At 69.3% G+C, this 19,045-nt stretch carries 22 protein-coding genes; 8 read left to right on the forward strand and 14 right to left on the reverse strand.

Annotation, left to right across the window (positions count from 1 at the left end; all coding sequences use genetic code 11):
• Nucleotides 1-24: 24 nt before the first annotated feature.
• From ACK8HH_RS08300 to ACK8HH_RS08315, 4 genes are read right to left on the reverse strand one after another with little or no spacing between them, the layout of a single operon-like run.
• Complete coding sequence (locus tag ACK8HH_RS08300; RefSeq protein ID WP_412475681.1) at nt 25-834, reverse strand: ABC transporter ATP-binding protein; 810 nt, start codon at nt 832-834, stop codon at nt 25-27.
• Nucleotides 835-836: 2 nt separating this feature from the next.
• Nucleotides 837-1,619, reverse strand: coding sequence for an ABC transporter permease (locus ACK8HH_RS08305; protein ID WP_412475682.1), 783 nt, complete (start codon nt 1,617-1,619; stop codon nt 837-839).
• Nucleotides 1,619-2,485, reverse strand: coding sequence for an ABC transporter permease (locus tag ACK8HH_RS08310; protein WP_412475683.1), 867 nt, complete (start codon nt 2,483-2,485; stop codon nt 1,619-1,621). Before ACK8HH_RS08310 ends, ACK8HH_RS08305 begins: the two co-directional genes overlap by 1 nt.
• Complete coding sequence (locus ACK8HH_RS08315) at nt 2,482-2,721, reverse strand: hypothetical protein (protein ID WP_039867362.1); 240 nt, start codon at nt 2,719-2,721, stop codon at nt 2,482-2,484. The genes ACK8HH_RS08310 and ACK8HH_RS08315 overlap by 4 nt, the downstream gene beginning before the upstream one ends.
• On the opposite strand from ACK8HH_RS08315, the gene ACK8HH_RS08320 reads away from it, so the two are divergent.
• On the forward strand, nt 2,686-3,309 hold the full coding sequence (locus ACK8HH_RS08320; RefSeq protein ID WP_412475726.1) for a LysR substrate-binding domain-containing protein: 624 nt from the start codon (nt 2,686-2,688) through the stop codon (nt 3,307-3,309). The two genes, ACK8HH_RS08315 and ACK8HH_RS08320, sit on opposite strands and share 36 nt — an antisense overlap.
• 20 nt (nt 3,310-3,329) lie before the next feature.
• Here ACK8HH_RS08320 and cei read toward each other — a convergent pair whose 3' ends face one another.
• Nucleotides 3,330-4,019, reverse strand: coding sequence for an envelope integrity protein Cei (gene cei, locus ACK8HH_RS08325; RefSeq protein WP_062366870.1), 690 nt, complete (start codon nt 4,017-4,019; stop codon nt 3,330-3,332).
• Nucleotides 4,020-4,297: 278 nt separating this feature from the next.
• Between cei and ACK8HH_RS08330 the strand changes: the two genes are divergently transcribed.
• Nucleotides 4,298-4,597, forward strand: coding sequence for a DUF4193 domain-containing protein (locus tag ACK8HH_RS08330; RefSeq protein ID WP_006896337.1), 300 nt, complete (start codon nt 4,298-4,300; stop codon nt 4,595-4,597).
• A gap of 86 nt (nt 4,598-4,683) precedes the next feature.
• On the opposite strand, the gene ACK8HH_RS08335 is transcribed toward ACK8HH_RS08330, so the two are convergent.
• Entirely contained in the window at nt 4,684-5,262 is a 579-nt protein-coding gene (locus ACK8HH_RS08335; RefSeq protein WP_045539890.1) for a DUF3093 domain-containing protein, read from the reverse strand.
• A 42-nt stretch (nt 5,263-5,304) separates the two neighbouring features.
• Between ACK8HH_RS08335 and dut the strand changes: the two genes are divergently transcribed.
• Together dut and ACK8HH_RS08345 are read left to right on the forward strand one after the other, a co-directional pair.
• Nucleotides 5,305-5,787, forward strand: coding sequence for a dUTP diphosphatase (dut, locus tag ACK8HH_RS08340; RefSeq protein WP_375002004.1), 483 nt, complete (start codon nt 5,305-5,307; stop codon nt 5,785-5,787).
• 2 nt (nt 5,788-5,789) lie between these two features.
• Entirely contained in the window at nt 5,790-6,680 is an 891-nt protein-coding gene (locus tag ACK8HH_RS08345) for a DUF3710 domain-containing protein (protein ID WP_346075404.1), read from the forward strand.
• Here ACK8HH_RS08345 and ACK8HH_RS08350 read toward each other — a convergent pair.
• Complete coding sequence (locus tag ACK8HH_RS08350) at nt 6,654-7,367, reverse strand: alpha/beta hydrolase (protein WP_412475727.1); 714 nt, start codon at nt 7,365-7,367, stop codon at nt 6,654-6,656. The two genes, ACK8HH_RS08345 and ACK8HH_RS08350, sit on opposite strands and share 27 nt — an antisense overlap.
• A 71-nt stretch (nt 7,368-7,438) precedes the next feature.
• Between ACK8HH_RS08350 and ACK8HH_RS08355 the strand changes: the two genes are divergently transcribed.
• Entirely contained in the window at nt 7,439-7,813 is a 375-nt protein-coding gene (locus ACK8HH_RS08355; RefSeq protein ID WP_006896342.1) for an OB-fold nucleic acid binding domain-containing protein, read from the forward strand.
• Between the two features lie 82 nt (nt 7,814-7,895).
• Here the strand turns inward: ACK8HH_RS08355 and ACK8HH_RS08360 are convergent, their stop codons facing one another.
• From ACK8HH_RS08360 to ACK8HH_RS08380, 5 genes are all read right to left on the reverse strand, one after another.
• Entirely contained in the window at nt 7,896-8,336 is a 441-nt protein-coding gene (locus ACK8HH_RS08360) for a hypothetical protein (protein WP_006896343.1), read from the reverse strand.
• A gap of 10 nt (nt 8,337-8,346) precedes the next feature.
• The gene (locus ACK8HH_RS08365; RefSeq protein ID WP_006896344.1) at nt 8,347-9,507 is read right to left on the reverse strand and encodes a globin domain-containing protein; all 1,161 of its coding nucleotides are present in this window, start codon (nt 9,505-9,507) and stop codon (nt 8,347-8,349) included.
• 10 nt (nt 9,508-9,517) lie between these two features.
• Entirely contained in the window at nt 9,518-10,021 is a 504-nt protein-coding gene (locus ACK8HH_RS08370) for an RrF2 family transcriptional regulator (protein ID WP_006896345.1), read from the reverse strand.
• A 132-nt stretch (nt 10,022-10,153) separates the two neighbouring features.
• On the reverse strand, nt 10,154-10,816 hold the full coding sequence (locus ACK8HH_RS08375; protein ID WP_045540236.1) for a potassium channel family protein: 663 nt from the start codon (nt 10,814-10,816) through the stop codon (nt 10,154-10,156).
• Between the two features lie 2 nt (nt 10,817-10,818).
• Nucleotides 10,819-11,481: a potassium channel family protein gene (locus ACK8HH_RS08380; protein WP_039867369.1), complete on the reverse strand. Its 663-nt coding sequence runs from the start codon at nt 11,479-11,481 to the stop codon at nt 10,819-10,821.
• A gap of 78 nt (nt 11,482-11,559) precedes the next feature.
• Here ACK8HH_RS08380 and ACK8HH_RS08385 point away from each other — a divergent pair, with 78 nt between their 5' ends.
• The 3 genes from ACK8HH_RS08385 (at nt 11,560) to dxs (ending at nt 16,956) form a co-directional block, all read left to right on the forward strand.
• The gene (locus ACK8HH_RS08385) at nt 11,560-13,614 is read left to right on the forward strand and encodes an APC family permease (protein WP_045540238.1); all 2,055 of its coding nucleotides are present in this window, start codon (nt 11,560-11,562) and stop codon (nt 13,612-13,614) included.
• Nucleotides 13,611-14,897, forward strand: coding sequence for a class I SAM-dependent RNA methyltransferase (locus ACK8HH_RS08390; RefSeq protein WP_278127250.1), 1,287 nt, complete (start codon nt 13,611-13,613; stop codon nt 14,895-14,897). The genes ACK8HH_RS08385 and ACK8HH_RS08390 overlap by 4 nt, the downstream gene beginning before the upstream one ends.
• A gap of 112 nt (nt 14,898-15,009) precedes the next feature.
• Nucleotides 15,010-16,956, forward strand: coding sequence for a 1-deoxy-D-xylulose-5-phosphate synthase (gene dxs / locus ACK8HH_RS08395; protein WP_062366874.1), 1,947 nt, complete (start codon nt 15,010-15,012; stop codon nt 16,954-16,956).
• Nucleotides 16,957-16,969: 13 nt separating this feature from the next.
• Here dxs and ACK8HH_RS08400 read toward each other — a convergent pair whose 3' ends face one another.
• Nucleotides 16,970-18,247, reverse strand: coding sequence for a ribonuclease D (locus ACK8HH_RS08400; protein ID WP_006896351.1), 1,278 nt, complete (start codon nt 18,245-18,247; stop codon nt 16,970-16,972).
• A complete protein-coding gene (locus tag ACK8HH_RS08405) occupies nt 18,244-18,885 on the reverse strand; it encodes a DUF3000 domain-containing protein (protein ID WP_081598103.1) in 642 nt (213 codons plus the stop codon). Before ACK8HH_RS08405 ends, ACK8HH_RS08400 begins: the two co-directional genes overlap by 4 nt.
• Nucleotides 18,886-19,045: the final 160 nt, after the last annotated feature.

Raw genomic sequence — 19,045 nt, forward strand, 5'->3', positions numbered from 1 at the left:
TTCTCCTGCTGGCGTTTCGGGTGGTCAGGCGATGCTCGCGTGCGACTGCGCGGCCTGGATGAGCTCGAAGACCTCGGTGCGGTACTTCGCGTACGCGGGCAGCGTCTTGGTCTCGAGTTGGTCCCGTGGCTGCGGTAGATCGACGTCGATGTTCCGCGTCACTCGGGTCGGAGCACCGGAGAGGACGATGACTCGGTCACCGAGGTACACGGCCTCGTCGATGTCGTGGGTGACGAAGACGATGGTGGTGTCGAAGTCCTTCCGCACACGCAGCACCAGGTCCTCGAGTTCGATGCGGGTCTGCGCGTCGACGGCGGCGAACGGCTCGTCCATCAGCAGCACATCCGGCTGATATGCGAGGCCCCTGGCGATCGCCGCGCGCTGCTGCATGCCGCCCGACATCTGCCAGGGGTACAGATCATGCTTGCCCGCCAGACCCACCGCAGTGAGAACCGAATCGATCCGGCGCGCGCGCTCGGCCTTGCGGACCGTGCGGCGCAGCGGAAGTTCGATGTTGTCGGCGACGCTCAGCCACGGGAACAGGGAGCGACTGTAGTCCTGGAAGACGACGGCCAGCTTCGCGGGCGGTCCGGTCACCGTGTCACCCTCGAACAGGCAGGCGCCGTCGGTGGGTGCGAGCAGGCCGGCCATGCACCGCAGCAGGGTGGTCTTGCCCGAGCCCGAGGGGCCGACCACGCAGACGAACTCGCCGCGGCGCACGGTGAAGTCGATTCCGGCCAGGATCTGGACATCGCCGTAGGATTTGCGCAGGTCGCGCAGTTCCATGAGCGTCGTCGGTGCGGTGACATCGGTTTCGGTGGCGTCGACAGACATGATCATCCTTTTGCGTTCAGGGCCCGCATGCCGTACTGCCAGCGCAGCACGTACTTCTCGATGCGGACGAAGACGAGATTGGCGAGGTATCCGAGCAGGCCGAGCAGAACGGTGCCCGCCCAGGTCTCCGGGACCGCGAAGGTCTGCTGGGAGTTCAGGAGGTAGAAGCCGATGCCGTTGGTCGACGCCACCATCTCGGAGACGACGATCAGGATGATCGAGATCTGCAGAGTGGTGCGCAGGCCGGCGAAGATGGCGGGGCCGGCATGCGGGAGCAGAACGTACCGGATGTATTGCGGGAGCGTCAGTCGGTACGACCGCGACATGTCCTCGACGAGCGGGTCGAGGGATCGAACTCCGTCGATGGTGTTGAGCAGGGTCGGCCAGACCGCACCCACGACGATGATCGAGATGTTCGTCGCCGGACCGATGCCGAAGACCAGCAGGCCGATCGGCAGCAGAACGGGAGGCGGCAGCGAGCGCAGGAACTGGATGATCGGCTCGCACGCGGCACGCAGGACCGGCGACAGCCCGATCAGCAGTCCGAAGACTATCCCCAGTGCGCCGGCGATGAGGAATCCGATGAGGAACTTCTCCACGCTGGGGACCACGTCGGTCCGCATGCCGTGGACGATCAGGTCGTCCCACATCGTGGTGAGGATGGTCTTCAGGGAGGGAAAGTACAGCGATTCACTCGTCGCCGAGGCGAACCACCAGGTCAGAACCAATGCGGCGGGCAGCCAGGCGCGAAGGAGGATCGCCCGCCAGAGACGACCGGTCTTCATCACTTCGCCTCCTCTCGGTGACTCGGGTGCCAGAACAGCAGCGGCTTCTCGGCTGCCTTGAACACGGTGTTGACCAGGAGCCCGAGCAGGCCCGCGGCGAAGATCAGGGCGTACATCTCCTTGATCGCGCCCGCCGACTGAGCGACCACGATGTCCTGGCCCAGACCTGCGGCGCCGCCGATCATCTCGGTGACGATGGAGATGATGAGTGCGATGGCGGCCGCGATCCGCAAGCCGGTCATCGCGAACGGCGTCATCGACGGAATGACGATTCGGCTCGTGGTGAGCCACCAACCGAGGTGGTAGCTGCGCGCCATGTCGAGACTGGTGGCGTTCACCTCACGGACGCCGTAGACCAGCTGGGTCAGCAGCGGCCAGATCGCGCCGAACACGATCAGGACCATCTTCATTCCCGGCGTCGGGCCCCACAGCAGCAGACCGAGCGGGATCAGGGCCACCGGCGGGATGGGTTTGAGGAACTCCACGACGAGCCAGGTCGATTCCTCGGCGAATCGCGACAGGCCGAGGAGGATGGACAGCGGCGCGGCGATGACGATGATGACCACGAGACCGAGGATCACGATCGACACCGTCGACCAGACGGACGCCCAGAAGGCTCCCGATCCGAGCAGGTCGAGGAAGGCGCCGAGCATCTGGCCTGCGGAGGGCAGTGCGGTGGCCGGCAGGACGCCGAGTGACCAGAGCACCTGCCACACGGCGAAGACGAGGGCGACGGCGCCGGCACCGTAGAGGAATCGTCCGAGACGGGACTCGGCAGATGCGTTGATCGTCCGCACCCATCGCCGGATCGGCCGGTGCATGGTCGTGGCCGAGGTGGAGTCGGTCACGGTGACGAGCTGACTCACGGCCAGATCATCTCCTTCGTATCGACGGGCTTCGAGGTGAAGCCGAGGTGGTTCATGAGGTCCGCGGTGCCCTGGAGAGCGTCGGCGCTGATCTGGTCCGTGTAGACGGGGAGACGCATCTTGGCGAAGACCTGTGGCGGCAGCTTTCCGTACTTCTCCAGCACGGCGCCCACCGCTGCGGGATCCTTCGCTGCGACGAGATCGGCGCGGTTGACCGCCCGGACGAACGCTTTCACCAGCTCCGGGTTGGTTTCGGCGAACGGGCCCGCGCTCCGGACGTGTCGGTCGAACTCTCCGATCCCGACCCGGCCGGAGTCCTCGGCATGGTGGCGGAGGGTCGGGCGGACGTCGGATTCGTCGCCACCGCGGACGTCTCCCGCCTGGCCTCCGCATTCCCCGGACTCCACGTCCGATCCCTGGTGGATCTGCCCCTGGTCCTGGTGGTCTCAAGCGGTCGGCATGTCGTCGGCCTGCGTGATCTGGAGTCGGAGACGTGGATCGTGCCCGCGGCGATTCAGGGATTCCCCGGGCTCGACGAGCTGACCGATCAGTTCTGGCGACGGAACGACGTGACCCCCGCCCGTATCCAGCAGGTGTCGACTCTCCAGACGGCGCTGCCGCTCATCGCCGCGGACATGGCCGTGGGGCTGCTGCCGCGTGACGGATTCGAGGTGGTCGGCGGGCAGGTCGCGGCGATCGATCTGGCCCTCGACATCCCGCCGTTGCGCGCCGCGATGGTCTGGTCCGCCGAGATGCAGCCCGCACCCAGTTTCGATCTGTTGTTCCAGGTGATCGATCAGGCGGTCGCCGACGCCGCCATCTGACCGCGGCGGTGCCGTGAACGCTAGCAGGCCTGGTTGTGCACCGCTTCGATGAGTGATCGATCGATCGCCGTCTTCGGGTTCTTCGGGTCCACCGACCGCAGGGCCTCGAGTGCGGCCTGCGAATCCTGAGTCGGACGTCCCTGCGTGTAGTACTCGCCCAGTGCGAGGTCGACGTCGGTACCGGTGCGGCCGTCGTCGACCAACTGAGCGCACGGCGCGGCGAGCCACACCGCCGCCGCGCCCGCCTGACCGGCCTGACCGAATCGGATCTGAGCGACGCAATGCAGATTCTGGTCGGAGTAGACGGTGTCGTCGGCGTATGCGGGATCGCCGGGGGTGAACCCCTCGGCCACGAGATCGTCGCTCACCGAACGCGCCGAACCGCGGGGCGCGGCGGAGTTGAAGACGCGCACCTTGAACGTCGACAGACCCGCCGGCGCGACGCTGAGCATCTCGGTGGAGCTGACCGGCTTCAGATTCGGCGGGGGCGTCGCCGGTGCCCCGGAGCGGTCCGACGGCGACGCGGCCTCGGGCATGTTGCAGTCCGTGGGGCGCGCCTCGTCACCGCCGCCGGTCAGCGCGACCGACCAGGCGGTGATGGCAGCCACGGCGAGGACCGCGACGACGATGAGGGCGGGCATCAGGTGGCGGCGCCGGAACGGACGGCCCTTCACATCGGTGGTGTAGCCGGTGGCGATCTTCGAGACCAAGACGCTCTAGCACCTTCTTCCGGAATCAGGGGTCGCCGACCACTGTAGAGGGCTCCGCGACGACGGTGCGGGAAGGTGTCCGGCGCGCCCTCATAAGTCGAGTTCGGTGCCTCTGACCGGCGCATTCGACGAGTGGTTGACTTCCGGGGTAGGTGCACCTAGAATTCGGGCGCCCAACATCATCGCGCGACGATGTGGGGGCCGGGGGAACGAGGCCACAAGTGTGTTCTCCCACAGCAATCCGCATCCACACCTACAGAACCCAGGTTAGGCACACTATGGCAACCGATTACGACGCTCCGCGCCGCAGCAACGACGACGACATCGCGGAGGACTCGCTGGAGGAGCTGAAGGCTCGCCGCAATGAAGCGAAGTCCGCCGACGTCGATGTCGACGAGGGCGACACCGCCGAATCGTTCGAACTGCCGGGCGCGGACCTGTCGGGCGAGGAGTTGTCGGTGCGCGTGGTCCCGAAGCAGGATGACGAGTTCACATGCTCGAGCTGCTTCCTCGTGTACCACCGCAACCGTCTCGCCGAACAGCACGGCAACGAGATGATCTGCGTCGACTGCGCCTGATGCACCCCTGTGCCGCGAACCGACCGCGGCTCCGGTGATCCCGGACCGCGGTCGGTGAATCGCGACCCCCGTGCGCCGCGTAGGGCTCAGCCCTGCGCGGCGTCGTCCTTTCCGTGACCTTCGTCTCCGGGACCCTCGTCTCCGGGCTCGCGGTCTGCGGGTTCCTGACCGGGGACGCGGCCCGCGTCACCCATGCCCAGTGAGGCCAGCACCCGATCGGGATGGCGGGTCGAGATGAGCCAGTAGGGCGTCGGGTCGTCGGGGTCGTCCAACACCACGAGCACCATCGTCTTGACCCAGGTGCGATGGAGTACGAACGCTGCCGGATCGAGCTGCCTGCCCATGGCCGCGCTGCGCTGCGCCGCCGAGACCGTGGCGCCGCGGGCGATCACCTCGCTGGGCAGCATGGCCTTCCCCGCGTGCAGCGAGCCGTTCGCGTCCACGCGAACGGGCGTCCGCCCCATCGAATACAGTCCCCAGCCGATGAGGGCCGCGATGACGGGATAGGCGACGACGCTCCACGGCTCCCGGTAGGCGGCGAGTTGGACCTCGTAGCCGAAGATCGCGGTGATGGCGAGGCCGGCGAGCCACCACCACCACGGGACGATGAGGCGCTCGCTGTAGCGGTCCTGCTGCGGGGCGGGTGTCGAGGCTGCTTGCGTCACGCGGACAAGCCTAATGCGGTAGCGCCCTAGTAGTCTGCGGGGGTGACCACGCCAGTGACGCCCGATACGTATCCGCCGTTGCGAATCCGCCGACTCGATCCCGACCTCCCGCTTCCCGTGCGCGCCCATCCGGGCGATGCGGGCATCGATCTGTACGCCGCCACCGACCTCGTGCTGGCGCCGGGACGTCGTCAGCTCGTCGGGACCGGTATCGCGATCGGGCTGCCGTACGGCACCGTCGGACTGATCCATCCGCGCTCCGGTCTGGCGGCGCGCGCGGGACTGTCGATCGTCAACGCGCCGGGAACGATCGACGCGGGCTACCGCGGCGAGATCAAGGTGTGCCTGATCAACCTGGATCCGGAGGCTCCGATCACCGTCACGCGCGGCGACCGGATCGCCCAGCTGATCGTGCAGCGTGTCGAGTTGCCAGACGTGGTCGAAGTCGATGAACTCGACGACACCGAGCGCGGCGCCGGAGGCTACGGCTCCAGTGGCGGCCACGCGATTCTGACGGAGGGATGACGATGGCACAGCGTGCGACCGGCGCCGCGGGCGACAAGTACTCGATCGGCGACACCGCGGGACCCTACGACATCGCGGATCTGGCGACGCCCCTCGCCGAACTCGCGAACTCCCATCTGGATCTGGGCTCCCTGCTGATGCCGGTGGTGGAGGGCGGGCAGGTGACCGTCGAGATGTCCGCGACGCATGAGCCCGAGGCCGTCTACCTCGTGACGCCGGTCGGCCGCATCGGACTGCACGCCTTCGCCGCCCCGCGCAGCGGGGGACTGTGGCGCGAAGTGGTGCGCGAACTGGCCGAGTCGCTCCGCAGCGACGGAGCGCAGACCTCGATCGAGGACGGTCACTGGGGCCGCGAAGTGGTGGCCCGGGTGCCCGGCGGCAGTCACCGGTTCATCGGTGTCGACGGTCCTCGCTGGATGGTGCGCTGCGTCGCGAGCGGCCCCGAGGAGTCCGAGGTGCAGCTGGCCCAGCTCGCCCGCGCCGTCCTCGCCGAGACGGTGGTGCGTCGAGGCAGTGAACCGTGCCCGCCGCGGGAGTTGCTGCCGATCGTGTTGCCGCCGGTCCTCGCCGAACAGGTCGCGGCCGCCCAGCAGCAACTGGCCGAGCAGGCGGCCGAGCAGGCCGGGATGGACGCCGAGACCGGAGCCTTCCCCTCGCAGCCGCTGCCCGCACAGCCGTCCGGTGACGACTCCGGAGTGCCGGAGGTGATTCCCGGCGGCGCCGTGGAGCAGAGCGCCTCGGCCACCGTCTACTCCGATCAACCGGACGCGGATGCGCCGTCGGCGACAGCGGAGGAGACGTCGGCTCCGCCCGCAGTGGAGCCGGAGGAGGCACCCACCGCGCCGCCGTCGCGCGGTTCGGCGATGTCACGCTTCCGCCGGCGCCGCCGCTGACGCGTCCCTCCAGGCGGCGGCACAGGCGTCGCCGAGCCGATGCGGTGCCGGCCCGAACTCGGTGAGCGGCACGGCGCGCACCGCCGCCCGCGGTGCATACGCGGCCCAGGCCCGTCCCACCTCGACGGGATGCAGCGGGTCGTCGGGGGCGGCGGCGACGCCCAGCGGCACCGTCAGCGCGGACAGTTCGCTCTCGGCGGGCGCGGTGTGCGCGGCCGCGGCACGCAACTGCTCGACCAGTCCGCGGTCGGCGAGCGAGCGCCACGACCGTGACAGCTCCGCCCCGAGCCATGCGGGGCTGGTCCGGACCATCTGCGCCACTGCGGCCGCCAGACCGTCGCGTTCGATCGCGTCGGCGGTCAGCCGCGCCGACAGCGCGGCGAGTGAGTCCGCGGCCGGGCCCGACCACGGCGGCAGGGCGGCAAGCACTCCGCGGCAGTGCTGCGCGAGCGGTGATCGCAGTGCCCATTCGACGGCGATCGCCGCACCTATCGAGATGCCGCCGACGAGTAGGTCATCGCCTTCGGCGGCGACCTGGTCCAGGCGCGTAGAATAGCTGTTGACCAGGTCAGATTCTGGTTCGAGTGACACCAATCGAGCGCCGATCGAGGCGGCGGCGGGGCCGAAGACCCGTGCGGCGTAATCGGCGTCCGACCCGGTGCCCGGCATCACGATCAGCGTGGTCATACTTCGATCATGCACGGGTAGTATGGTGAGTTTGCAAGTGAGTTCGATTGCGACACCCCGCGGAGGATGGGATGGCTAATTCGGGTCTGCTCAAGCGGCTCGGACGGATGCTGACCGAAGATCTCGACGAGATCGAAGAGGGTCGCATCCAGCGCGAGTGCCAGGCACATGGTGCGCAGCGCGCGGTCGACTGCGCCCGCGGCGACGAGGCGACGATGGTCGGCGAGCTCCGCGCGGTCGAGACGTGTTCGCGCAACACCAAGACCGGTGTGGTCGCGGAGTTCTTCGACGGCACCGACACGGTGATCCTCAAGTGGATGGGCCGGAACCGGATCCCGGGCATCGAACCCGGTCGACGGGTGACGATCCGCGGCCGGGTGGCGAACTCGGACGGCATGAAGGTGATCTACAACCCCTATTACGAACTGCACGCCACCGACGAGTGAGCGCCTGACCGAGTGAGCGCATGACCGAGTGAGCATGACGACGCCGGCCTCCGTGGAGACCGGCGTCGCGTCGTGCAGTACTTCAGATGCTCAGCAGCAGCGAGGTCCCGAGCGTGATCAGCGCCGCGACCTTGATCAGATCGAATCCGACATACCAGTAGTGCGCCGTGCTGCGGTGTTCGGGAACCGACTCCGGGTGGGCCAGGACCAGATCGGTGCGCTTGGAGAGCACCGGCCTGATCGCCGCCACCTGAACGATCAGCGCCGCGGCCGCCACACCGAGTCCGATCAACGTACCCGTCGACCAGTCGTCGCCGACGGCGACCGCGACGATCAGTGCGATCGCCCAGAGCGCCTCGACCGCGTTCAGCGCGCGGAACACGAGGCGGCCGATACCCAGGCCGAGCGGGATGGTGATCCCGGGGGCCTGGAACTTGAGCGGCGCCTCGATGAACGAGATGCCGAACACCATGCCGAGCCAGATGAAGGAGCCGGCTGTCGCCAGGGCCTGGGTCACGGTCATCGGATCACGCTCACTTCATCACGCTGAAGGACTCGTAGTGGATGCGGTCCTCGGGCACGTCCCGCTCCAGCAGGGCGTCGCGGATCGCGCCGAGGAAGCCGGACGGTCCGCACAGGAGCGCGGTGGTGTCGGGTGCGATGTCGACGCCCTCGAGATCCATATACCCGATCCGCGTCGCCTCGTCGGTCGCCAGTCCGTGCTCGTACCACTGCAGCAGTTCGGCCTGGGGGAGGCGATCGACGAGCTGTGCGAGGTCGCCTCGGTGCGGCTGCCTGCTGCGCGAGCGGTCGGCGTGCAGGACCGTGACCGGACGGGTGTCGCCGGTGGAGACCAGGTGGTTCAGCAGACCGATCACCGGGGTGCAGCCGATCCCCGCCGAGGCCAGCAGCAGCGGATCGTCTCCCTCGGGGAGGGTGAGGTCGCCGAAGGGCGTGCTCACGGTCATGAGATCGCCCTCGAAGACGTGCTCGTGCAGATGGCTGGACACCTCGCCGTCGAGCTTGACGCTGATGTGCCACGCGGGATCGGAGGTCGACCCGGTGAGGCTGTACTGCCGGATCTGCCGCGCGCCGTCGTCCATCGTCGCCTGGACCGAGATGTACTGACCGGGGACGAATGCGCCGAGCGGCTCGCCGTCGAGGCTCTCGAGCGTGAAGGCCACGGCGTCGGGGGCCACCTGCTCGCGTTCGACGACGCGCGCCGACTTCCACACATCGCCGGGTTCGACGCCGGCAGCCCGGTACAGCTCGGTCTCCCGGCCGATCAGGACGTGTGCCATCTCCCAGTACAGCTCGTCCCATGCGGCCGCGACCTCCGGGGTGACGGCCTCACCGAGGACGTCGACGATCGCGGCGAACAGGTGCTCGTGGACGATCGGGTACTGGTCGGCGACGATGCCGAGGGAGGCGTGCTTATGGGCGATCCGGTCGATGATGAAGCGCATCCGGCCGGCATCGGGCTCGAGCTGCAGTCGGGCGAAGGCCGCGACCGCACCCGCCAGCACCTGCGGCTGACCGCCGGTGGCCTGGTTGGTCCGATTGAACAGATCGCGGAGCAGTTCGGGCCGCGCGGTGAACATCCGGTCGTAGAACCGCGGCGTGATCTCCGGCAACGCGGCTTCGACGACGGGGACAGTGGCTTCGAGCACCAGTTTCGTATCCGACGAGATCATCGATTTATCCTCACTTCGCTGCGATTGAATCGGGAGCCGCCGCATCCACGGTGGTCGTGGTCGGCGGGGTATCGGTGGACCGGAGAGTCGGCAGCAGCGTCAGCAGCTGGGCTCCGGTCGGATCGGCGATCAGGTCTTCGACGCTGAGCCGATCGAGGCTGGTGTAGAACGCCTCCTGGGCGGTCGCGAGTGCGCGGCGCAGACGGCAGGCGTTGCGCAGGGGACACGGTGCGGGGCCTTCGCAGTCGACGACTTCGGCATCGCCCTCGAGATGACGGGCGAGCCAGCCGACGCCTGCTCGCCTGCCGAGCTCGGTGATGCCCAGGCCGCCGGAGCGGCCGCGGCGCGAGTGCACCACGCCGAGTTCGGCCAGTCGACTGACCACCTTGGCCACGTGCGTGTAGCTCAGCTGCAGATCGGCCGCGATCTGCTTGGAGGTGTGGCTGGCATCCGGGTCGGCGGTCAGCGCCATGACGACCCGCAGGCCGATGTCGGTGAACCGTGTCAGCTGCATGAATCGATCAGAACATAATTGGAACCCGGGACTCCAATTAATGTGTCGGACCTCTCATGACCTGCGGAAACAGGTATTTTCGGCCTTCGAGCCGGGGACGAAAGTCCCTACCGCTACTACAGCGTGTAGGAGTTAAATGGGTGACTTGATCGTCCGGTGGAGCTCTTCTTCGGCTTCCTCCGGTGCGATGAACACCAGCTCGTCGCCGCCCTCGAGAGAGTCGTCCGACTCGGGCACGATCACTCGCCGGCCGCGGATGATCGCCACCAGCGCGACGTCGTGCGGGAGCTGCAGGCGGCGCACCGCCTTCCCCGCGAGCGGGGTGTCGTTCGGCAGGGTCAGCTCGACGAGGTTGGCCTGGCCCTGGCGGAAGGTCATCACTCGCACCAGATCGCCGACGGTCACCGCCTCTTCGACCAGCGAGGCCAGCATCCGCGGTGTGGAGACGGCGACGTCGACGCCCCAGTCCTCATTGAAGAGCCACTCATTGCGCGGATCGTTGACGCGGGCGACCACCCGGTTCACGGCGAACTCCGTCGTCGCGAGCAGGCTCACCACCAGATTCGCCTTGTCATCTCCCGTGGCCGCGATCATCACGTCGTACGTCTGCAGCTGCGCCAGCTCCAGGTCCGACAGTTCGCACGCGTCGGCGTGCACCCAGTCGGCCCCGGGTACCGCGACCGGATCGATGTGCGTGCGGTTCCGTTCGAACAGCGTCACGTCGTGATCGTTCACGAGCAGTTCGCGGGCGATGGCCCGGCCGACGGCCCCGGCTCCGGCGATGGCGACTTTCACAGTTACTCCCGGGGCATCTCGGCGCCGGCGACGGCGCGCGCGTTGTCGACATTGGAGGCGAGGGTCGCGACGTAGAGCACGTCGTCGTCCTGAATCACGGTCCGCGGATCGGGCAGCACGGTGTTGCCCATCCGCGACAGGAACGCGACCCGCGCACCGGTCAGTTCCTGGAACTTGCCCGCGTCGGTGCCGACCCACGATTCGTGGAAGTCCAGAACGGCCATCACCACCGAGCCCGACGGATCGGTCCAGACCGGCGTGCTGGAGGTCTCGCCGAGGGCGGCGACGAATCGCTGGGTGGTCCACGGGACGGTCGCGACCGTCGGGATGCCGAGACGCTCGTACACCGCCGCGCGCTTCGCATCGTAGATGCGGGCGACGACGCGGTCGACGTCGAAGGTCTCCCGCGCGACCCGCGCGGCGATGATGTTGGAGTTGTCGCCCGAGGACACCGCGGCGAAGGCGTCGCAGTCCTCGATGCCTGCGTCCTTGAGGACGTCCCGGTCGAATCCGACGCCGCAGACTCTCCGGCCCCGGAAGTCCTCGCCGAGACGACGGAAGGCCGTCTCGTCTCGGTCGATGACGACGACGTCGTGGCCGAGTCCGGACATCGCCCCTGCCAGGGCGGATCCCACTCGGCCGCAACCCATGATGATTACGCGCACGGTGATCGAGGTTACTGTGCCGCGATTGAATCCGCACCCTGGTGTTGCGAGGGCGACCTCGGGCCTTAATGTTGCGGAGTGTCCACGATGTCAAAGGTGTCGGTAGCCACCAAGAGGCTGGTCCTCGGGCGTCCGTTTCGCAGTGATCGGCTCGGTCACACGCTGCTGCCGAAACGGATCGCGCTGCCGGTGTTCGCCTCTGACGCGATGTCGTCGGTGGCCTACGCCCCGCAGGAGATCTTCCTGGTCCTGTCGATCGCCGGTATCAGCGCGTACACCCTCGCTCCGTGGGTGGCGGTGGCCGTGGCGGCCGTCATGGTGGTGGTGGTCGCCAGCTACCGGCAGAATGTCCACGCCTATCCTTCGGGCGGCGGCGACTACGAGGTGGCCACCGTCAACCTGGGCTCCAACGCCGGTCTGACGGTCGCGTCCGCCCTCCTGGTGGACTATGTGCTGACCGTCGCCGTGTCGGTGACTTCGGCCGCGGAGAACATCGGTTCGGCGGTACCGCTGGTGCACGAGCACAAGGTGTGGTTCTGCGTCCTCGGCATCGCGCTGCTGGCCGCGGTGAACCTGCGCGGTATCAAGGAATCCGGTGCGGTCCTCGCGATTCCGACGTATGCGTTCATCGTCGGCGTGCTGTTGATGCTCGGGTGGGGAGCGGTGAAGATCTTCGTCCTCGGCGACACCGTCGAGGCCGAGACCTCGGGATTCGGGATCGTCGCCGAACAACCGCACCTGATGGGGCTGGCGATGGCCTTCCTCGTCGCGCGGTCGTTCTCGTCCGGCTGCGCCGCGCTGACCGGTGTGGAGGCGATCAGCAACGGTGTGCCCGCGTTCCGGAAGCCGAAGTCGAGGAACGCCGCGACCACCCTGCTGCTGCTCGGCTCCTTCTCGATCGCACTGCTGCTGGGCATCGTGATGCTCGCTCAGAAGATCGGCGCGAAGTACGTCCTCGATCCGGCGAAGGATCTGAGCGGTCTGCCCGACGGCTACCAGCAGAAGTCGATCCTCGCGCAGCTCGCCGAGGCCGTCTTCCGTGGTTTCCCGCCGGGCTTCTACTTCATCGCCGTCGTCACCGCCCTGATCCTGTTGCTCGCGGCCAACACCGCGTTCAACGGTTTCCCGGTGCTCGGCTCGGTGCTCGCGCAGGACCGGTACCTCCCGCGTCAGCTGCACACCCGCGGCGACCGCCTGGCGTTCTCGAACGGCATCGTCTTCCTGGCACTGGCCGCGATCGCCTTCGTCGTCGCCTTCGGGGCCGAGGTCACGTCGCTGATCCAGCTGTACATCGTCGGCGTCTTCGTCTCCTTCACCCTCAGTCAGACCGGCATGGTCCGGCACTGGACCCGCCACCTCAAGACCGAGAGCGATCCCGATGCGCGCTCGCGGATGCGGCGGTCGCGCGTCATCAACGCGATCGGCATGGTGATGACCGGGACGGTGCTGGTGGTGGTGCTGCTGACCAAGTTCACCGCCGGCGCGTGGATGGCGATTCTGGCGATGGTGGTGCTGTTCTGCCTGATGAAGCTGATCCATCGCCACTACTCGGGGATCGTCGACGAGCTCGAGGCCACCGACCAGTCCGACGAGGTGCTGCCGAGCCGCAGCCACGCCGTGATCCTGGTGTCCACGCTGCACCTGCCGACGCGGCGCGCGCTGCGCTACGCCCGGGCGACGCGCCCCGACACCATCGAGGCGGTGACCGTCAACGTCGACGACCGTGACACTCGCACTCTCGTCAGCGAGTGGGAGGAGAGCGACATCACGGTGCCGCTCAAGGTGCTGGCGTCGCCCTACCGCGAGATCACGCGTCCGATCATCAACTACGTGCGGCGCGTGCGACGCGAGTCGCCGCGCGACGTCATCACCGTCTTCATCCCCGAATACGTGGTCGGCCACTGGTGGGAGCAGATCCTGCACAACCAGTCCGCACTGCGCCTCAAGAGCCGCCTGCTGTTCGAGCCCGGGGTGATGGTGACCTCCGTTCCGTGGCAGCTGAACTCCTCGGAGAACCGGGCCCGGCGGGCGGAGCACAATTACCACGCACCGGGCGACGCCCGCCGGGGGTTCTCGGCCAACGAGCAACCGCGGCCCGGATCCGGTTCCCCCTCGGACGGCGGAACCCGATGAGCCGCCCCGGCGGCCCGCTCACCCTCGAGGTCACCGCGTACGCCAACGGCGGTGCCGGTATCGCGCGGTCGGACGGTCGCGTGGTCTTCGTCGACGGCGCCCTGCCCGGCGAGCGGGTACGCGCCCGCATCACCGACGACTCGCGCAGCAGCTACGCCAAGGCGGCGGTGGAGGAAGTCCTCACCCCGTCCGAGCATCGCGTGGCCCCTCGCTGTCCGGCCGCGGTGGCCGGCGCCGGCTGCTGCGATCTCGCCTTCGTCGAGCCGGCGTACGCGAGGAGGCTGGGCGCGGACGCCCTCGCCGACGTCCTTCGCCGGATCGGCCGATTCGACCTCGACGAACTGCCGCCCCCGGACGTGGAGCCGCTCGGCGGAGCGTCCACCGGCTGGCGGATCCGGACGCGGCTCGCGGTGGGCCGAGACGGGCGGGCGGGCCTGCGTGGACGCCGGTCGGCCGAGATCGTCACCGAGCCGTGCGTCGCACCCGTCGCGGGACTGCTCGAGCAGGTGGACGGCCTCGGTGCCCGGCCGGGGACCGAGATCGTGCTGATGGCGGGCACCGACGGCGTGCGGCATGCGGGTGAGCTCGCCGCGCCCCGGGAAGGCGATGTGCGCGGACGCCGTCGCGGCGACGCCGCCCGACGCCGGGCCCAGCGATCGCGCGGGGCCCGCAGTGCGCCCCGAGAGCTGCGCATGCTGGTCGGTGACGGTTCGGTGACCCACCGCGTCGGCGACCGGAGTTGGCGGATACCGGTGACCGGCTTCTGGCAGGCACATCGCAACGCTCCCGAGGTGTACTCGGCCGCCGTGGTCGATCTGCTCGCCGAGGCGGGCGTCGCGGGGACAGTTCACGCGTGGGACCTGTACGGCGGGGCGGGCGTCTTCAGCGCGGCGCTGATCGACGCTGGGCCGAGCCGCGGACTCGACGTCGCATCCGTCGACCTGGTCGACACCGATCCGAGCGCGCTCGCCGCCGCAGATGCGGTCTTCGGCGCCGATCCGGTGACCACTCATCGAGGCGGCGTCGCCGAGACCCTCGCCGGCCTGCGGTCACCGCAGGTGGTGGTCAGCGACCCGCCGCGTGCCGGGGCCGGACTCTCGGTGGTGGACGGCGTCGCCGCCGCGGGTCCGGAGGCGGTGGTGCACGTGGGATGCGACGCGGCCTCCTTCGCGCGCGACCTGGGCCGGTACGCGGTCCACGGATACCGGGTGCGCGGCTGGCGGGCCTTCGACGCCTTCCCGCTGACCCATCACATCGAGGCGGTCGCCGTTCTCACGCGGTGAGGGGCTCGGTGACCCTGCGGCGTCCTGTGATCCCGGGCTCAGACCCCGAGTCCGTAGACTGGGTCTGATGCGACGCCGCTCGGGCGGTCGCGGCTGCGAAGGAGGACTACGGATGGGCGTGCTGGATCGGGTGGACTCACCGGCAGACGTACGTGCGTGCTCGCCAGAGGAACTGGCGGAGCTGGCCGACGACATCCGGCAGTTCCTGATTCAGAAGGTCGCGGCCACCGGGGGACACCTGGGCCCCAACCTCGGCGTGGTGGAACTGACCCTCGCGATCCACCGGGTCTTCGACTCGCCGACCGACCCGATCCTGTTCGACACCGGGCACCAGTGCTACGTCCACAAGATCGTCACCGGGCGCAAGGATCGATTCGACACCCTGCGGGAGCAGGGCGGGCTCACCGGGTACCAGGACCGCACCGAGAGCCCGCACGACTGGATCGAGTCCTCGCACGCCTCGGCGGCGCTGTCGAACGCCGACGGTCTCAGCAAGGCCTTCGCCCTGCGCGGCGAGGACCGCACCGTGGTCGCGGTGGTCGGTGACGGCGCGCTCACGGGCGGCATGTGCTGGGAGGCGCTGAACAACATCGCCGACAGCGACCGCTCGGTGGTGATCGTCGTCAACGACAACGGGCGGTCGTACGCGCCCACGATCGGCGGATTGGCACGCAATCTCTCGGCGCTGCGGCTGCAGCCCGGTTACGAGCGCTTCCTGGAGACGGGCCGGCGCACCCTCAAGAGCGTCCCGATGGTCGGCGACGCCGCGTACGCGGTGCTGCACGGGATGAAGAGCGGGGTCAAGGACCTGGTCTCGCCGCAGGCGATGTTCGCCGACCTCGGGATCAAGTACGTCGGCCCGGTCGACGGGCACGACCTGGCCGAGATGGAGGCCGCGCTGCGGCGGGCCAAGGCCTTCGGCGGTCCGGTGATCGTTCACGCCGTGACCCGGAAGGGAAACGGCTACGCCCCGGCCGAGAACGACGAGGCCGAGCAGATGCACTCCACCGGAAAGATCGACCCGCTCACCGGCCGGGCGCTCGCCGAATCGCCGGTCGACTGGACCTCGGTGTTCTCGGAGACGCTCGTGCGCGAGGCCGCCCGCCGACCCGAGGTGGTGGCGATCACCGCCGCGATGCCCGGTCCCACCGGGCTCGCCGCGTTCGGTGAGCGGTACCCGGAGCGGATGTTCGACGTCGGGATCGCCGAACAGCACGGCATGACGTCGGCGGCCGGGTTGGCGCTCGGCGGCATGCATCCGGTCCTCGCCATCTACTCGACCTTTCTGAACCGTGCCTTCGATCAACTGCTGATGGACGTCGCGCTGCTCAATCTGCCGGTCACGGTGGTGCTCGACAGGTCCGGCATCACCGGTCCGGACGGACCGAGCCACCACGGGATGTGGGACCTGTCGCTGCTGGCGATCGTTCCGGGGATGCGCGTGGCAGCTCCGCGCGACGCCGTCCGGCTGCGCGAGGAACTCGCCGAGGCCCTCGATATCGGCGACGGTCCCTCGGCGGTGCGCTTCGGCAAGGGCCGCGTGCCCGACGACATTCCGGCGGTACGGCGGCTCGGCGACGGCGTCGACGTTCTCGTGGAGGCCGCCGAGCCGGGCGGGGTCCTCATCGTCGCCGTCGGCGGAATGGCGGAGATCGGCATCGGGGCGGCGGAACTCCTGGCCGCCCGCGGTATTCCCGCCACCGTGGTCGACCCGCGCTGGGCGCTGCCCGTCCCCGCATCGATCGCCGACCTGGCCCGCACGCACACCTCGGTGGTGACCATCGAGGACGGCGGCGTGCGCGGCGGTGTCGGAAGCGCGGTGGAGTCGGCGCTGGAGCAGGCGGGCGTCGACGTTCCCGTCCATCGTCGGGGAGTGCCTCAGGAGTTCATCGCACACGCTTCGCGCGAGGCGATCCTCGCCGACTGCGGGCTCACTCCCGCAGGGATCGCCGACTCGGTGATCGCCGACTCGATCGCGACCGGATCCGGGTACGTGTCCCTGGTGGGGCCAGAGGAGCCGGTGGAACTGAACGCGCCCGTCACCACCGCGAGCGGGTAGACGCAGAGCCGGCTCAGGGCCGGATCGCGTCCAGGGCCGCGTCGATCGGTGCGGCCACCAGGGCCCGCTGCCACGGTCGGGCACCGCGCTCGGCGAGCCACTCGTCGGCGCCGGCGCTCGGGCCCAGACCCTCCCAGCAGAGGTTGCGCAGCAGGTCGGGGGAGATCAGGTTCTCCTGCGGAACGCCGACCTCCTCGGCGATCGCCCGGACCACCGGACGCACGGCGCCGGCGCGGGCCGCGGCCTCCGGATTGCGCTGCTCCCACCGGTTGTAGGGAGGCGGTCCCACCTGCGGAGTCTTCTTGGCAGGCAGGTCCGACTCGGGCAGTTGCTGGGCCTTCCGGATGGCGCGCATCCAGCGGTCGGCCTGACGCCGCTGGCGCGGTCCGCCGAACACCGGGAGGCTGGCCAGGGCCGCGGTATCGGTCGGATTCGCCGTGGCCGCGGTGACGATGGCCGAGTCGGGAAGCACCCGGCCCGGCGCGATGTCCCGGCGCTGCGCGATCTCCTCCCGCGCCGTCCAGAGCTCGCGCACCACCGCGAGTTGGCGCTGAGTGCGCAGGTTGTGGATGTTCGACGTCCGCCGCCAGCGGTCGGTGCGCGGCGGCGCGGGCGGCCGCCGGAGAACGTGGGCGAACTCCTGAGCCGCCCATTCGCCGCGGCCGCGTTCGTCCAGCGCGCCGGCGACGGCGTTGCGCAGTTCGATGAGGACCTCGACGTCCAGGGCCGCGTAATTGAGCCAGTCCGCCGGCAGCGGTCGGCGCGACCAGTCGGCCGCGCCGTGACCTTTCGCGAGACCGAGGTGCAGGAATTCGGCGACCATCGCCGCAAGATTGACCTTCGGGAAGTCGAGGAGCCGGCCCGCCAGCTCCGTGTCGAACAACGACTCGGTCCGGAAGCCGAGCTCGCGCAGGCAGGGCAGGTCCTGGTCGGCGGCGTGCAGGATCCACTCGGGCCCGTCGAGGGCGTCGATGATCGGCTCCAGTGCATCCGGGTGCGCGATCGGATCGATCAGAAAGCTGCCCGATCCGGCGCGTCTGAGCTGGATCAGATAAGCGCGCTGCGAATAGCGGTAGCCGCTGGCGCGCTCGGTGTCGACCGCGATGGGGCCCGAGCCGTCGCGCAGCCGGCGTGCGGCTTCGGCGAACTCGTCCCCGGTGGCGAGCACCGGCGGGACTCCCTCGCGCGGCGAAGTGAGTGGCGTGACGTCGGGCGCGACGGCTGGCTCGGGCTGGGCCCGCGGTTCCACCCGCGGCTGTTCGCCGGTCGAACCGGTCGAGGCTTCGGTCACGAGGACTGGACCGGGCCGAGCGCGGTCACCCCGGCCGGCGGCAGCCCCGCGGCCGAGGCGAGGACCTCGCAGAACGCCTCGAGATGCGCGGCGAGCCGGGGACTGGTGGCCGTCCACGACGCGCGGAGTTCGAGCTGGTGCGCCTGCGGGGGGCCGGCGATGTCGCCGTATCGCACAGACGTGGTGGCGGTGACCGTGCCGCCGAGGGCCCGAACCATCGGTACGTCGGACCCGAGCGGGGGATCGGATTCGGTGGCGCCGTCGGGGACGCCGAGCGCCTCCGACAGCCACGTCCACGCCACCTGCGGCAGCAGCGGATCGGCTGCGAGGGCGGCCTCCACCTCGGCCTGAATGAAGGCGACGAGCCGGAAGGTTCCGTTCCACGCCTCCTGGCCTGCGGGGTCGTACAGCAAGACGAGTCTGCCGAAGGCACTGCCGGAGGAATCGTCGGCGACCAGCGCGGGATCGCCGGACTCGGGCGGGCTGACCTCGACGCCGAGGGCGTAGCTGTACGGCGCCAGGCGCTGCGGCGGGCGGATCGAGCCGATCTCGATCTCGCGGCGCACGGCGGCGTCGTGGAGCGAAGCCACCGCATCACGGAATTCGGCGGGCTCGCTCGGGGCTCCAGAAGTGGTCACGGCGTCAGGTTAGGCCCCCGCTCCTGCCAGTTGGCGGAGGCGCGCCGCAAGCTGAAACGACGATAAGTGAGCGGCCTCACGCGCCGGCGCCGGTACGGGTGCGGCATATCACCTGGACGGAGCACAGGGAGGCCGCGGGCGGTGCGCGGATGGTGGCGGG

It is taken from the genome of Gordonia sp. LUNF6 (assembly GCF_047041125.1).
Classification (GTDB): domain Bacteria; phylum Actinomycetota; class Actinomycetes; order Mycobacteriales; family Mycobacteriaceae; genus Gordonia; species Gordonia sihwensis.